This is a genomic window from Snodgrassella sp. B3800 (genome assembly GCF_026535865.1).
Classification (GTDB): Bacteria; Pseudomonadota; Gammaproteobacteria; order Burkholderiales; family Neisseriaceae; genus Snodgrassella; species Snodgrassella alvi_E.
Genome location: NZ_JAFNPH010000010.1, coordinates 1 through 14,121 on the forward strand (window position 1 = coordinate 1; position 14,121 = coordinate 14,121).

The following is a 14,121-nucleotide window of genomic DNA, read 5'->3' on the forward strand; positions in this document are numbered from 1 at the left end:
GCCCCTACATCCACCCTGTCAACTACTTCCTCCTCTTATTTTTATACAATCCACCAAACCTCTGTTCTAATAAGATTTATTTTTTTCGCCATCACCCTTGGTTTGATCCTAATTTAGTTCTTCGTCGCTATTTCACCCTTTTGATGACTTTTTACTGCATTAATTTTGTTATTTAACTGAGATATCGTCTGTGTTACCCATATAAGCTTTCTTTAACTTTATCCAAATCCGTGCTGCAATTGGTTCAGTAAATGGGTCGGATTTTTTTGCAATTTTAAGTAACTCTTTTGACGATAAGAAGGCTTTACTGCTTTTGTTGCACTTGCTGAGTTAGGTAATTATTGGGTGGGCTCTTTCTTTTTTATTATTTTAATTTATTGATGATGTTTCCTTTATTACCACTTATTTTATGATTCAGATTTAATGCTTTTAAGTTTAAGGAAAAGGGATAAACAGATCCAATAGTGCGGGATATGCATGTTTGAAAGGTATAGTTTATTTTGTTATTTGATGTTTTTGTTATTTTTCAAGCAAAGTACCCTGAATGTGCTATTCACGAGTCATAGATTAATTATTTTTATTTGTTGTAATTTATTTTTTAATATCTTGCTATTTAGCTCTTATGAGTTCTTATTATTGTGTTTGATTCTTGTTATTGTGTGCTGGTCGATATTTGTGCTTATGATTTAAGCTTATAATTTGTTATTGTAGCTGGCGCTATTCTTTATTTATAGTGATTTTACGATTATGCCTCGTTTTTATGTTCCTGCAGAATTGTGTGAAGTAAATGCTTTTTCTTTACCTGATGCGACTGCTCGCCATGTACAAGTTTTACGCTGTCAGCCGGGAGAGCTGATTGAGTTGTTTAATGGTCAAGGTCTGGTATATGTGGCTGAGATTATGTCTATGGGCAAGAAAAATGTGGATGTAATGATTCATGACTGTAAAACCGTTAAGGTTGAGTCTTCTTTGACAACCACACTGCTGCAATCAGTGTCGAGCAGTGAGCGGATGGATATGACGATTCAGAAAAGCGTAGAACTTGGGGTGTCTGTGATTCAGCCGGTATTGTCTGAACGAAGCAGTCAGCGCTTAGGTGGTGAACGGGCAACGAAAAAGCGGGAACGTTGGCAGGATATTGCCATTGCAGCATGTGAGCAATGCGGGCGAACTGTTGTGCCGGAAATTAGGCCTATTATGGATTTAGCCAGTGCATTGAAAGATGTGGCTGATGCTGATTTGAAGCTGCTAATGAGTTTGCGTAGGCCGCTGGCTTTGAATGAATTTTCTCAGCCCCATGCGGTGACGTTGTTAATTGGTCCTGAAGGTGGGTTGAGCGCATCTGAGGAAGAACAAGCGACTCGGTATGGGTTTTCGGCATTCAGCTTAGGACCGCGAGTATTACGTACGGAAACGGCTTCTCTGGCGGCACTGGCGGCTATGCAGGCATTATGGGGGGATTTCCGTAGGTAAAGGGAATTAGCTTTGTCAGCTTGAAAAATTCAGCCAGTTTGTTTTAGCAACTGGCTGATATTATGTTTAGTATTTTTCAGGTATGTAACGATAAGGATAGTTGGGTTCTTGGTAATCGCCTTTATCCTGTCGTTTAGGTAATTCGACTTTTTTGCGCGGTGTTTTTTTATACGGAATTTCGCTAAGGACGTGTTCAATGATGTTGAGCCGAGCCTTTTTTTTGTCGTTGGAATCTACGATATACCACGGTGCCCATGAGGTATCAGTGGTCATGATCATTTCGTCGCGTGCGCGGGAATAATCGTACCAGCGGCTGTAGGATTTGATGTCCATGGGTGACAATTTCCAGATTTTACGCGGGTCGTTTATGCGACCAAGCATGCGTTTTTCTTGTTCTTTCATGTTTACTTCAAGCCAATATTTGAGCAGGATGATGCCGGAATTGATGATGGCTTTTTCCATAAACGGAATGATTTCTAGAAACTCTTTACTTTCCTGTTCGGTGCAGAATCCCATTACGCGTTCAACACCGGCACGGTTGTACCAGCTGCGGTCGAAAATAACGACTTCTCCGGCAGCGGGTAAATGTGGAATATAGCGCTGCATGTACATCTGGCTTTTCTGGCGCTCACTGGGCGCAGGAAGAGCTACTACCTGAAATATGCGCGGGCTGACTCTTTCGGTAAGTGCTTTGATGGCGCCTCCTTTACCTGCTCCGTCACGACCTTCAAAAATGATGCATACTTTTTGGCCGGATTCTTTTACCCATTCTTGTAGGGCAACCATCTCTCCCTGTAATTTTTCCAGTTCTTTGTAGTATTTCTTTTTGGTAAGTTTTTTTTGTTTGTGCTTTTTGTCAATTCGGCCGTCATTTTGAGGTTGAGGCTGATTTATATTGAGTGCATCGGTTAGTGGTTGTTGTTTGTCTATCATGATTACCCCTTTGATGTTTGTTAATAGTTAAATAAATTTTACTGTTAAACACAGAATATTAATATTAACAATTGTTTGCAACTTTAGTTACGCATTTTTACATTAACATCTTATATGTTTGTTTATATCAGCTTAGCCTTCATTTCAAACTTTATTAGAATCCACTTAATCAGTTGCCATTATCATTTTTAATCTTTATGCGCTGTTCATCTCGTACGGTAATCCACCACACAATCAAACCAATGATCGCCAGCGTGACGCCAACCCATGCTGTGCTGGTCCAACCCCAGCCAGCAGCTATGGTCAGTCCTCCAAGATAAGGGCCTAGTGCATTGGCAGCGTTAAAGGCGCTGTGATTTAATGCTGCGGCCAATGTTTGGGCATCTTTGGCTACATCCATAAGGCGGATTTGCAGCAAGGTACCAACGGCACCGCTCATACCTATCAGGATAACCTGTATACATACCCAGTAGGGATAATGCACGGCAAAAGGATACAAGGCTAACATGGCTGCAGACCAAACGAGTAACCATGCAAGGCCAGTCATGACGTGGCGGCCTACTAGCCGCGGTACGATGATATTGCCAATGGTCATGCCTACGCCGTAGAGACACATAACTAATGGTACGTTTCGGGGTGACATGCCTGTGATGTTTTCGAGAGTTGAGGCCATATAGGCGTAGATGCCGAACATGCCGCCAAATCCTATGGCGCCTATGGCAAGAGTCAGCCATATCTGCCGGTTAGTCAGTGCACCTAGTTCGCGCACCGCACTGCTGTCTCCACCTTGCATACAGTGAGGTGGTAGAAAAACGGCTACAAGGATAACGGTGATGGCTGCCAGTATAGCTACGATTAAAAAAACGACACGCCAACCTAAGGCCTGTGCCAGCCAGCTGCTTAAGGGTACGCCAACAGTAGTGGCTATGGTTAAGCCAATCATCATTAATCCGACTGCTTGTGTACGCTTATCCGGCTGCACCATGGCTGCGGCAACCAACGCACCTACGCCAAAGTAGGCGCCATGCGGCAAGCCACTTAAAAAGCGAAACAGCATCATGCTTTTGTAATCAGGAGCAAGCATGGTACCCAGATGAGCCAGAGAGAAAAAAGCCATGAGCACCAGTAGTAGGCTTCGCCTGCTGAACCGAGCGCCAAATATAGCTATTACGGGTGCGCCTACAACGACACCAAGTGCATAGATACTGATTAGGTGACCGGCCGTGGGTTCGCTGATGTTCAGTCCGCTGGCAATGTAAGGTAATACGCTCATGGTAGCAAATTCAGTGGTACCGATGGCAAAGCCGCCAACGGCAAGGGCAAACAGGAGCCAGCGGGGATGTAGAATGCGGTTGAGTTCTGTATTCATAGGTATGTGGTTCAGTATTGATCTTGCTGAATTTGTTGTATGGTTGATTTGTTTTAGTCTAACTGATTGAGAATCATAAGTAAAAATACGGATTTCTTCTGAAATTTCTTGGCATTTTTTGAATGGGTTGGTGTAATGGTTATGAGGCAGAAAATGCGATGATGTTTTTGAGTAATTTTTATGCTGTTGCAACCATTTTGTACGCTGTTTTGTGGTGTTGGAAATATTTATTTTAATGCAAAGATAATTTAATTTGCGATTGTTATTGTTTTTTTAGGGTTAGGAAGCCATTGTTTCTTACAGTTACGTTGCTATAGCAGGATATAATAAGTTTAATCGTGTACTTTTTATATACTGTTTAATTTTATTTGATTGGAATGAATGATGAGTAAGCCCAGTGCTCAAACCCTTGAAAATCGTCTGGATGATGCGCAGTTGCTGGCTGATGAGGCTAAGTATTGCTCTTTCGGTGATACGGTTCATTATGTTAATCCACCGAAAATTTTTGATGGCTGTGAAGGCAGCTACATGTACGATAAGGATGGTAAGCCGTATTTGGATTTACAGATGTGGTATTCGGCCTGCAATTTCGGTTATGCCAATGAGCGATTGAATAAGGTACTGAAACAACAGGTAGACAGTTTGCCGCAGTGTGCTAGTCAGTATCTGCATCCTACCAAGATTGAGCTGGCTAAAACCATTGCTCTGGATATGAAACGCAAGTTTGGACATGATGGACGGGTACATTTTAACGTTGGTGGTTCTCAGTGTATTGAAGATTCACTGAAAATCATTCGTAATGCTTGTGAGGGCCGTTCGCTGATGTTTGCGTTTGAAGGTGGCTATCACGGCCGTACGCTGGGTGCTTCTTCGATTACTTCCAGCTTCCGTTATCGCCGCCGCTACGGACACTTTGGTGATCGCGCGATGTTTATTCCGTTTCCCTATCCGTTTCGCCGTCCTAAAGGAATGACGGCTGAGGAATATGGTGAACATCTAGTGGCTGATTTTGCTCGCTTGTTTGAAACGGAATACCATGGTGTATGGGATCCGAAAGCAGGCCAGGCTGAATATGCGGCTTTTTATGTGGAACCGCTGCAAGGTACGGGCGGTTATATTGTGCCACCACGAAATTATTTTAAAGGTCTGAAAAAAGTTTTGGACCAGTATGGAATTTTGCTGGTGGTGGATGAAATTCAGATGGGCTTTTACCGTACAGGTAAGTTGTGGTCAATCGAGCACTTTGATGTTAAGCCTGATATGCTGGTATTTGCTAAGGCTCTCACAAATGGTATGAATCCGCTGGGTGGTTTGTGGGCGCGGGAAGAATTGATTAATCCGCAAGTATTTCCGGCTGGTTCTACACATTCAACTTTTGCCTCTAATCCTTTGGGTACGGCTGTTGGCCTTGAAGTATTCAAGATGATGGCGGAAGTTGATTATGAAAAAATGGTGATGGAAAGTGGAGCTTACTTCCTTGAAGGCCTGAAAACGCTGGAACAACGCCATAAAGAAATCGGTGAAGTAGATGGTCTGGGTTTGGCTCTACGGGCAGAAATCTGTACTGAAGATGGCTTCACCCCGAATAAGGCTTTGGTAGATAAGATGGTCGACATCGGTATGTCTGGTGATCTGGACTGGCACGGTCAGAAAATGGGTCTGGTACTGGACATCGGTGGTTATTATAAGAATGTAATTACTTTTGCACCGTCATTACATATTACCAGAGCGGAAATCGATCAGGGCATTGAGTTGCTGGATCAATTGATTACGCGGGCTAAAAAAGAGCTGAACGTTTAAGCTACGGTATACGGCAGCTCAGCAATCGGTTTAGCTGGCTGCCCTCTGAGATTATATGAAATATCTAAGTCAACTGGAACCGGACGAGCTGGTGGAAACATTTCTGGCCTGTCCACCACTCAATTTCAGCGCGTGGCAACTATCAAATGGCGTGCCTGCTTTTGCGACACGCTTTGATTTGCTCACGACTGCTGATACCGATTTTCAACAGAAGATACGGCATTGGCCTTTTTTTGATTGGTGGCAGCGTTTTCTACACCCTCTTACCTGTTTTATCGGAACAACAGTATCTGAGTATGCTCTGTTTTCACCACAACAACCGGCTCATCAACTGGCAACAGAAATATTACAAAGTTATGGCAAAAAATATCCGCTGCTGATTGTGAAAGATATTCCTCAACAATCACCATTATTAAATAAAGAAGCAAATGAGTATGCAAACGAGCTGATTCTGACTTTGAAGCAACGAGGTTTTATCGAAGTGGAAGGTCAGGCGCTAGCTTGGGTGCCGATTGATTTTCAAAATATTAATGAATATCTAGGGCGCTTATCCTATCAACGACGTAAAAATTTTCGCCGTAAGCTGAAAACTCAAACTCTAGTTAAAATAAGCTGTTTGCATAGTGGAGATGTTTGCTTTCAAGATGAAGTAGTTTTAGAGCAGTATTATCAGCTGTATTTAAATGTTTACAATCAAAGTGATGTACATTTTGATTTGCTAACGCGGGATTTTTTCCGTAGGTTGCTTCAGGACGGTAATAATCAGGCCAGAATTTTCACTTATCATTATCAGCAGCAAATGGTTGGCTACAATATTTGCTTTGTGCTCAATAATATGCTGGTGGATAAATATATTGGTTTTGCTTATCCGTTGGCACGCGAACTGAATCTGTATTATCTAAGCTGGTTTTACAATCTGGAGTATGCGAGACAGCAAGGTTTGAAGTTTTATATAGCCGGCTGGACAGATCCGCAGGTTAAGGCTTCTTTAGGCGCTCAGTTTACTTTTACCAAACACATGGTGTATGTCCGCAACCCCGTTTTGCGTGCTTTGCTTAGTAAACTCAGTAGTCGTTTTGAGCAAGATAAAAACTGGCAGGAAGCGCATAAGCAGGATAATCAGGACGGCAGATAGTATGAATAAAACGGTTATTCTGGATTTTGACAACAGCACTGGCACTATACCCGATGCTGTCAGAATTGAGCTAGGGCAATGGCAGGAGGCTATTCGTTTTGGATGTTCGCACGCTCGCTTCAGCCAGCTGAAGCAAGAACTCGAGCAAAAGTTACCGGAACACTATGGCACAGTTTTGATGGGCAGCGGTGATTATCATCATGTTTCGCTGTTGCTTATAAAACGTTTACAACAATATTTTACTGCTACAAAACCGATAGAAGTGGTTATTTTTGATAACCATCCAGACAACATGCGCTATCTGTTCGGGATTCATTGTGGTTCCTGGGTGAGCTATGTGGCGCAATTGCCTTTTGTCAGCCATGTGCATGTGCTAGGTATTACTTCCAAAGATATTGGCTTTGCTCATAGCTGGGAAAACCGGCTAGCTCCATTATTTCAGGGCAAACTTACCTACTGGAATATGGATGTAAAAATTGGCTGGGCCCAAAAAATCGGTTTGAGCCATGCTTTTCATAGTTTTGCATCCCCGGAAGAGCTGGTTAGTGGTTTTATTCAAGCACAGCAACGAAATAACAGACCAGTATATGTTTCTATTGATAAGGATGTGCTAGCTAAGGATGTGGTGCAGACTAACTGGGATCAGGGACGTATGCAGCTTAATCATTTATTGTCCGTAATAAATTCGCTAAATCAACGCATTATTGGTAGTGATATTACTGGCGAAGTTTCACAATGGGAATATACAAGCTGGCTTAAACGTATGCTCAGTGCTATGGATAAACAGGAACCAATTCCGGAAGCCACGCTATCTGCATGGCAGCAACAGCACCATGCTGTCAATCAGCAGTTACTCTCAGCCTTAGTTCACCACCCGCAAACCACACGCTGAATAACTGCACAAATTTGCTCAAATTGCGCATCTGTCAGCCAAGGGCTATTGGTAATGGTTAACATACGAGCCGCAAAATCTTCAGCATTGGGTGTGGATTCCTTTGGTACAATCGGCTTTAGGTAATCGTACTGCGCCAGTGTATGGATAAATAAGCGGGTTACGCCCAAGGGGCTAGTCCATAACTCTTTTAAAATAGCATCACGCTGTTGATTAGTCGGCACTAACACCATTAAAAATGGCCACACTCCCTGACCATAATGATCAACAATAACTTGTATAGCGCTGATTTTCTGCAACTGCTGAATCCTCTGTTGCGCTTGTAGGTGTAATGTTTGCAAAAATGCCGGTAATCGCTGGAAGGCATTGGTGGCAACATGCTGCCGTATATGGCCTACCCGATGCATAGGAATGTCGAAATCAAAATCATCGCCTACTGCTGCAATCCATTGCTGCTGACGCAAAGCTTTGCGCCGGCCGCGGCCATAGACAAAATGCAGACCGGTAGGATGATATAAGGCTGTATAGCCGAATAGTTGTAGTGTACGCAGAAATTCCCATTTAAAACGGTGTGGTAACAGTTTATTGGCAGTTTTCTGTAAGCTCCTGCGCAATTGAGTTTCGGGGGCGGTAACTAATCCGCCCTCATACATGGTCAAACCTTTACCGGCAGCCAAACTGAAGAGAACCACATCACCGTATTGACCGACTTCTGCGCCCAGAGCCTGCGCAGCATCTTCGATTACAGCTATCTGTTGAAATTGGGCTAACTTTTTAACACTAGCTACATCAGAGACCCGCCCGCCCAGATGAGTTGGAATGACCGCCAGCACTTTTTCATTCAATAAATTAGTTAAGTGCGCGGTCTCCAAATCAATACTGTTGGGTTTTAAATCGCAAAGCTGTATCTGCAAACCACAATGATGGATAGCTAATGCTACCAATGGACAAGTATAAGCAGGTACGATTACGATTTTACGCTCAGGCTGTTGATGCGCTAGTGTAGTTAACGCTATCACCAGCGCTGCCGTACCTGAACAGGTTAGTTGTAATGGTGGCAAGTTAAAGCGTGCGCTTACTTTGTCGGCCAACGATGATTTTACCGGCAGCCAGTCCCGCCATTGTAGCGGTAAGCCAGCTGTAGGCGGATTTTCATAATAGTTAAACATAAACGGCACTAAAATTTAGACCTGAAACAGTCAACAGGTTTCATCATCGTGACGATTTTCATTCTGGACAATTTCTTTTTCTGCCAACGCCAGAAAGATGATACCACCCACAATAAATACTGCACCAATAATGCGTATGGCCGTAATATGTTCATGAAATAGAAAAGCCGAAACCAGCATGACTGTTACCACTTCCAGATGCGAAGCGGCAAAAGCTGGGCCGACCGGCGCCTTTTTCAGTAAGGCCATCCAAGTAAAAAAAGCACCGATATAGCCAGCAATAGCAATATAGACCCAAGGCTGGGTAAAGACCCTTAATATCCAACCCAGATTGGCTTCAAGTGGCTGTGCATGAATAGCTGTGAGTTTAAAACTGCTCTGTCCCAGAGTGTCAAATAATAATAAAAGTGCAAAGCCGATTAAATAAAATTTACGCATTATGAAGCTCCTACCAGCACTACACCAATGGTGATACAGAACATGCCAAGAAGCCGGAAGCGGGTGAGCTTTTCCTGAAACAGAAGACGTCCTACCAGCATCAGCACAATAATATTAATTGAGCCAAGCAATATACCCTGTGATAATGGTACCTGACTTAAAAACGCCAGCCATAATAAAAATTCGGCTACATAGGAACCAATACCAATCCACAGCCAATAATTACAAAACAAATCAATCCAGTAATACCAACCATCGCGGTTATTAGGTGCGATGGCTGCATATTTAAATGCTGTTTGACCAAGGGTATCAAAACAGATATTGGCAAACCACAGCACAAAAACAATCAGGGACATACAATCATTCTTTCTGTAACAGGAAAAACTTTTTAAGCTGATTGAGCAATATTTTCAAAGAAAGCTACTGATTGATTAATTACTTCCCGCCGCTGCCTGTCTATAGTAATTAGATGATAGCTGTCATCAAGCACTACAAATCGCGTAGGACCACTTACGTGTTTTTCCACTAGTCGCGCATTGGTGTTGATATTGGCAATATCATCATGACCTGAATGCATAATCAAACAGGGTGCTTTTACCTGTGAAAGCTGCTGACGCATCAGTTTGGCCAACGCTTGCATTTCTGCCAGAGCAGGAAACGGGTTACCTGCTAAACCGGCACTAGCACTGTCACCACTGAACATACTAGCAGCGACCGTGGCACGGATACGTTCATCCTTCAGACCGTACGGTGGCTTTTCGATAAATGAAGTTTTTTGGAATAAATGCAGTTTTTTTAAAACAGGCAGCAGAACAAAAAGCTGTTTTGCCCATAACGGAATAGACCAGCCATCATAGCTGAACGTCACTCCATAGACGCCAACTCCTTTTACTAGCTCGGGCTGATCAGCGGCCAGCTTCAAAGCCAGCAATGCACCCATGGATAATCCCGCAACAAACAGGTTATCAACACGCTCCCGTAAAAACTGAGCGGCTTCCTGCACACTAGCATACCAGTCACGCCAGCTAGTCTGACATAAATCAGCTTCATCACCACAATGTCCCGCTAGCTGCATAGCATAGACAGTAAAGCCGGCCTGATGCAATCCTTTAGCCAGAATACGCATTTCATTCGGCGTGCCGGTCAAACCATGGATGAGTAGCACACCATTGTGATTACCGGGTAAAAAATAGGAGGAATCTTGAATCATAATAACAAATCGGCGGATGATACTTTAGGCTGGAGACAGGCAATAATTTTCTACCGGTTCTTCAATCAAATTAGGCAGAATAGCTGCAACATCACCAAAATCCTGAATCGGATAGTACTGGATACCCCGCTGCTGACAGAAATCAATCAGTTTATCCTTGGCAAAAACCAGATCGACTTTATCGGCCACACAAAAATCCGAAGTACCATCGCCGACATAAAAAACTTTCTGAAAACCAAACAATTTCTGACGATGTTGACATTTGCAATTTCCACTGGCTTTGAGGCAGTGCTCATTAGCATAAGGAAATTCCAGCTGCCAACCCCGCTGTTGATTATGTAATAATCGGTTGGCATAAACAGGAAGAAAATCATAGCCATAGCGATTCAGAATTGACCGAATAGCATAATCCAACCCATCACTGACGATATGCACATTCAAATGCATGTTACGAGCTAAATGAATAAACTTGCTGAAAGCCGGATCAATGCGGATTGTTGTGAGTACATTGTCCAGCTCGGACAGACTGGCGTCCATATTAGCAATCTGCTGACGCATGCATTCTCGCGAACCAATCATGCCTTCCTGCCATTGCTTCTCCAATTGGATACATGTATCGTTACCAAAATGTTCAAGCAATGTATCAGTAACATCTTTCTCACTGATGGTACCGTCAAAATCACACAATACAGTATACTGATACAAATCAGTTGCCTGAAATAAAGATTTCAGACCAGTCTTATTTTCAACAATGGGTGTAAAACAACTCATATCATTCCGTGTATAAATTACAAACGAAACAGGCTAGTATTGTAAAAGGGATAAAGGGTGGGTTATTTAAATTGATTAAATACAATCGTGCAAAAAGCATAACCAGCACGTCCGGTTTAACATAGTCACGCTGCTACTATTTATGCAAGCAGCAACAATCCTGATTTACCAACCTGAGATTAAGGCAACTAAAATCAAAATCGACTGATTTACTTAATATTTATTTCAAATAAAGCTTCACAGCAACATTCCATTGCCCACAGAAATAATTGCAGAAATATGCTATAACTCTGACAGTAGATTGTATTTATCCACTATACATTCAGCCCAATTCCCGCACTTATCAGACACACTTCTATTCAGATTACTGAAATATTTGAGAAATATTTGAGAAATATTTGGCAAATAAACTGGGTATTCTAAAACATTTCATCCAGAAATCAAACCTACGTAATTAATGTATCTATAAAATTATCATTGAAAATTGTGACTCGAAATAATATCAATTGTTATTTTTGCAATATCAAAGAACAAATAATTGATTAAATTATATTATTTTTACAAAATAAGTTATTAATGCATTGGTCAGCATAAAATCATTTTATTGAAGCGAATTGCAATATCATTTCCCATATAGGGAATTGGATTAGTATTAAAGGTCAAACAGATTTTAGAAAAATAAATGGATTTCTTGCTAATTGGCTTGTTTCACGAAATAATTCAAACAGAAAAATTTTTAAAATGTGAAAAAAGATTTGAACGGTTTGATCGACAAAGACAAATTGGCAAATAACTGATAAATTTCTATTTCGTAGTATGAGAATGATTTATCAGCACGAAAAATCTATATATCTGATTTACATATTTATTCATCTATCCGCATAAAGCAGAAAAAGTGCGAAATGGATATTCCGCACTTTTCTTTATGATCATATTTGATTATATGCAATCTTCTGAAGAATCTGCATTATATAGGTCTTTAATCGTCAGTCATTTTAGGTTCAGCATTTTGCAAACCGAATACATGTGCTGACTCAGGACGGACATCATCCATATCATGTCCAGGATTCATTACCAGATCACCTATTTGAACTGCATTAGATGCACTGATAATCAATGCAGAAGATAAATTATCACTCACACGGTAAACCATTGCCAGACCAACCTCCTCAGCAGGAATACTTAAATATTTAAATACGTTGCGTGATGATTTTGAATCTGTCGAAAATCCTGCTTTAAACTGACGACTTTTAGTATACAAACTCAATACAGTGCCTTTATCTATACCGTCATTTTTACCCAAATTAATAGTAATTGTCTGATAAGGGCCAGCTTCCTGTATGCCATCCATTACAGACACAATTTTGCCTTTAACCTGAGTATTAGGTGCATGAGGCATCATTTGAAACGGATCATGCTCATCTGTAATTTTTAACAGATAATCGCCCTTATTGATTTCAGATGCAATATTAGTCACAACCATTGGCTGTGCGGTACGTGTTGGTAATTTAATCAATGGATTCACACGTGTATAATATTCATCTTTGGGTAAGTTGGCAGCTTCATCTGGGCTTCGCTCGTTCAGAGCACTGTTTTGTCCCGCTAAAGTAGCAACTTCACCGCTAAAGCGTACTAGCTGACCAAGATATTTATGCGTATCTGGGTCGGTAACATTCTGTTCAATGCGATAAACCAGATAGCGGCCTGGTTCAAGTTGGCGATCTGCATAAACTCTATCCCCTTTAGAAAACAATATTCTGTTTTCCGGTCCCGCAGCTAATCGTGGTGCATTTCTGGTCTCCTCCTTATCAATGACCTGCGGATGCTGCATAAACATTCTGAAAAAATCAACATCTATAGTACTGATTCCATAACCAGAAGACAGATTACGAATTTTCGGCTCCAACTTAATCGTTGGAATTCCTGCACTGTTATCAAAGCCAAGACGGGGCTGACCATCTACATAGCGCAAAGACAATACCTGCCCTGGATAAATCCTTTGCGGATTATGGATTTGACTACGATTGGAGCCCCAGAGCTTGGGCCATTGCCATGGGCTATAAAGATACTTACCGGATATGCTCCACAGTGTATCGCCGTTTTTGACTACATATTGCGCTGGTGCATCTGGACGAATTTTCAGTTTTGCCATCACAGGTGCGGATATGGCCATACTCAGTGTACACAGCAGAGTTATAATATGTTTATGCATGTAAAGTATCCTTAGGGAAATTACTGTTTTAAATAGTTGTTATATGACATAGTATGGATATAAGTGCCAGTTTACCTGAATCTATATCAACAATCTTTAAAAATCCAGTTTTGCCATCATGTAAACAGGTCAGATTGAACAAGGAATTAAACACATAATGGCTCTATTAAACATTTTACAATATCCTGATGAGCGTTTACATACTGTTGCGCAGTCTGTGACTCAATTTGATGACAGAATCCGCACACTAGTGCAGGATATGGCCGAGACCATGTATCAGGCCAGAGGAATCGGGTTGGCTGCCACTCAGGTAAATGTTCATGAACGTGTAGTAGTGATGGATCTCTCCGAAGAACGTAATGAACTCAGAGTCTTCATTAATCCGGTAATAACTGCCCGTGAGGGTGATACCGAATATGAAGAAGGCTGTCTTTCTGTACCCGGCATTTATGAAATGGTACACCGCTCTGAACGTATCTCGGTTGAAGCATATAATGAGCACGGTGAAAAGTTTACTCTGGAAGCAGACGGCTTGCTGGCCATCTGTATCCAGCATGAGCTTGATCACCTTGCTGGTAAAGTATTTGTCGAATATCTGTCGCCATTAAAACAGAATCGCATAAAAACCAAACTGAAAAAACGCGCCCGCGAAAAAATGTAATTTGACCTTTTGTCTGACCTGTTAACTGTATCGCCAGTAATAAATACTTGCGGTGATG

General features: G+C 41.8%; 13 protein-coding genes. 5 read left to right on the forward strand and 8 right to left on the reverse strand.

The features are described 5' to 3' along the window. The first annotated feature begins 747 nt into the window (after positions 1-747). Positions 748-1,473, forward strand: a complete 726-nt coding sequence (locus J3U64_RS09545) for a 16S rRNA (uracil(1498)-N(3))-methyltransferase (RefSeq protein WP_267409068.1) — start codon at positions 748-750, stop codon at positions 1,471-1,473. A gap of 66 nt (positions 1,474-1,539) precedes the next feature. On the opposite strand, the gene ppk2 is transcribed toward J3U64_RS09545, so the two are convergent. Then, the gene (gene ppk2 / locus J3U64_RS09550; protein WP_100141380.1) at positions 1,540-2,406 is read right to left on the reverse strand and encodes a polyphosphate kinase 2; all 867 of its coding nucleotides are present in this window, start codon (positions 2,404-2,406) and stop codon (positions 1,540-1,542) included. 169 nt (positions 2,407-2,575) lie between these two features. Beyond that, positions 2,576-3,775 carry an MFS transporter gene (locus tag J3U64_RS09555; protein ID WP_267409069.1) on the reverse strand — a complete coding sequence of 400 codons (1,200 nt, stop codon included), beginning with the start codon at positions 3,773-3,775 and terminating at the stop codon, positions 2,576-2,578. Positions 3,776-4,159: 384 nt separating this feature from the next. Between J3U64_RS09555 and J3U64_RS09560 the strand changes: the two genes are divergently transcribed. From J3U64_RS09560 to J3U64_RS09570, 3 genes are read left to right on the forward strand one after another with little or no spacing between them, the layout of a single operon-like run. Further along, positions 4,160-5,575: an aspartate aminotransferase family protein gene (locus J3U64_RS09560; RefSeq protein WP_267409070.1), complete on the forward strand. Its 1,416-nt coding sequence runs from the start codon at positions 4,160-4,162 to the stop codon at positions 5,573-5,575. A gap of 55 nt (positions 5,576-5,630) precedes the next feature. Continuing rightward, positions 5,631-6,710, forward strand: coding sequence for a GNAT family N-acetyltransferase (locus J3U64_RS09565; RefSeq protein ID WP_267409071.1), 1,080 nt, complete (start codon positions 5,631-5,633; stop codon positions 6,708-6,710). A gap of 1 nt (position 6,711) precedes the next feature. Further along, entirely contained in the window at positions 6,712-7,602 is an 891-nt protein-coding gene (locus J3U64_RS09570) for an arginase family protein (protein ID WP_267409072.1), read from the forward strand. On the opposite strand, the gene J3U64_RS09575 is transcribed toward J3U64_RS09570, so the two are convergent. The 6 genes from J3U64_RS09575 to J3U64_RS09600 all read right to left on the reverse strand — a co-directional run bounded on the left by J3U64_RS09575 (position 7,578) and on the right by J3U64_RS09600 (position 13,402). After that, on the reverse strand, positions 7,578-8,771 hold the full coding sequence (locus tag J3U64_RS09575; protein ID WP_267409073.1) for a DegT/DnrJ/EryC1/StrS family aminotransferase: 1,194 nt from the start codon (positions 8,769-8,771) through the stop codon (positions 7,578-7,580). The genes J3U64_RS09570 and J3U64_RS09575 overlap by 25 nt on opposite strands. A gap of 30 nt (positions 8,772-8,801) precedes the next feature. Further along, entirely contained in the window at positions 8,802-9,209 is a 408-nt protein-coding gene (locus tag J3U64_RS09580; protein WP_100151964.1) for a DMT family transporter, read from the reverse strand. Further along, entirely contained in the window at positions 9,209-9,565 is a 357-nt protein-coding gene (locus J3U64_RS09585; RefSeq protein WP_100141386.1) for an EamA family transporter, read from the reverse strand. The genes J3U64_RS09580 and J3U64_RS09585 overlap by 1 nt, the downstream gene beginning before the upstream one ends. A 32-nt stretch (positions 9,566-9,597) precedes the next feature. After that, on the reverse strand, positions 9,598-10,419 hold the full coding sequence (locus J3U64_RS09590) for an alpha/beta hydrolase (protein WP_100141387.1): 822 nt from the start codon (positions 10,417-10,419) through the stop codon (positions 9,598-9,600). A gap of 24 nt (positions 10,420-10,443) precedes the next feature. Then, positions 10,444-11,190 carry an MtnX-like HAD-IB family phosphatase gene (locus J3U64_RS09595; RefSeq protein WP_267409074.1) on the reverse strand — a complete coding sequence of 249 codons (747 nt, stop codon included), beginning with the start codon at positions 11,188-11,190 and terminating at the stop codon, positions 10,444-10,446. A 979-nt stretch (positions 11,191-12,169) separates the two neighbouring features. Then, the gene (locus J3U64_RS09600) at positions 12,170-13,402 is read right to left on the reverse strand and encodes a LysM peptidoglycan-binding domain-containing protein (RefSeq protein WP_100141389.1); all 1,233 of its coding nucleotides are present in this window, start codon (positions 13,400-13,402) and stop codon (positions 12,170-12,172) included. Between the two features lie 157 nt (positions 13,403-13,559). On the opposite strand from J3U64_RS09600, the gene def reads away from it, so the two are divergent. Beyond that, positions 13,560-14,063, forward strand: a complete 504-nt coding sequence (gene def, locus J3U64_RS09605) for a peptide deformylase (RefSeq protein ID WP_100141390.1) — start codon at positions 13,560-13,562, stop codon at positions 14,061-14,063. Positions 14,064-14,121 lie beyond the last annotated feature (58 nt).

What these genes read in the sequence shown, in the direction of transcription:
- J3U64_RS09545 (WP_267409068.1), top strand. Translation starts at nt 748, where the DNA reads ATGCCTCGTTTTTATGTTCCTGCAGAATTGTGTGAAGTAAATGCTTTT.
- ppk2 (WP_100141380.1), bottom strand. Translation starts at nt 2,406, where the DNA reads ATGATAGACAAACAACAACCACTAACCGATGCACTCAATATAAATCAG.
- J3U64_RS09555 (WP_267409069.1), bottom strand. Translation starts at nt 3,775, where the DNA reads ATGAATACAGAACTCAACCGCATTCTACATCCCCGCTGGCTCCTGTTT.
- J3U64_RS09560 (WP_267409070.1), top strand. Translation starts at nt 4,160, where the DNA reads ATGAGTAAGCCCAGTGCTCAAACCCTTGAAAATCGTCTGGATGATGCG.
- J3U64_RS09565 (WP_267409071.1), top strand. Translation starts at nt 5,631, where the DNA reads ATGAAATATCTAAGTCAACTGGAACCGGACGAGCTGGTGGAAACATTT.
- J3U64_RS09570 (WP_267409072.1), top strand. Translation starts at nt 6,712, where the DNA reads ATGAATAAAACGGTTATTCTGGATTTTGACAACAGCACTGGCACTATA.
- J3U64_RS09575 (WP_267409073.1), bottom strand. Translation starts at nt 8,771, where the DNA reads ATGTTTAACTATTATGAAAATCCGCCTACAGCTGGCTTACCGCTACAA.
- J3U64_RS09580 (WP_100151964.1), bottom strand. Translation starts at nt 9,209, where the DNA reads ATGCGTAAATTTTATTTAATCGGCTTTGCACTTTTATTATTATTTGAC.
- J3U64_RS09585 (WP_100141386.1), bottom strand. Translation starts at nt 9,565, where the DNA reads ATGTCCCTGATTGTTTTTGTGCTGTGGTTTGCCAATATCTGTTTTGAT.
- J3U64_RS09590 (WP_100141387.1), bottom strand. Translation starts at nt 10,419, where the DNA reads ATGATTCAAGATTCCTCCTATTTTTTACCCGGTAATCACAATGGTGTG.
- J3U64_RS09595 (WP_267409074.1), bottom strand. Translation starts at nt 11,190, where the DNA reads ATGAGTTGTTTTACACCCATTGTTGAAAATAAGACTGGTCTGAAATCT.
- J3U64_RS09600 (WP_100141389.1), bottom strand. Translation starts at nt 13,402, where the DNA reads ATGCATAAACATATTATAACTCTGCTGTGTACACTGAGTATGGCCATA.
- def (WP_100141390.1), top strand. Translation starts at nt 13,560, where the DNA reads ATGGCTCTATTAAACATTTTACAATATCCTGATGAGCGTTTACATACT.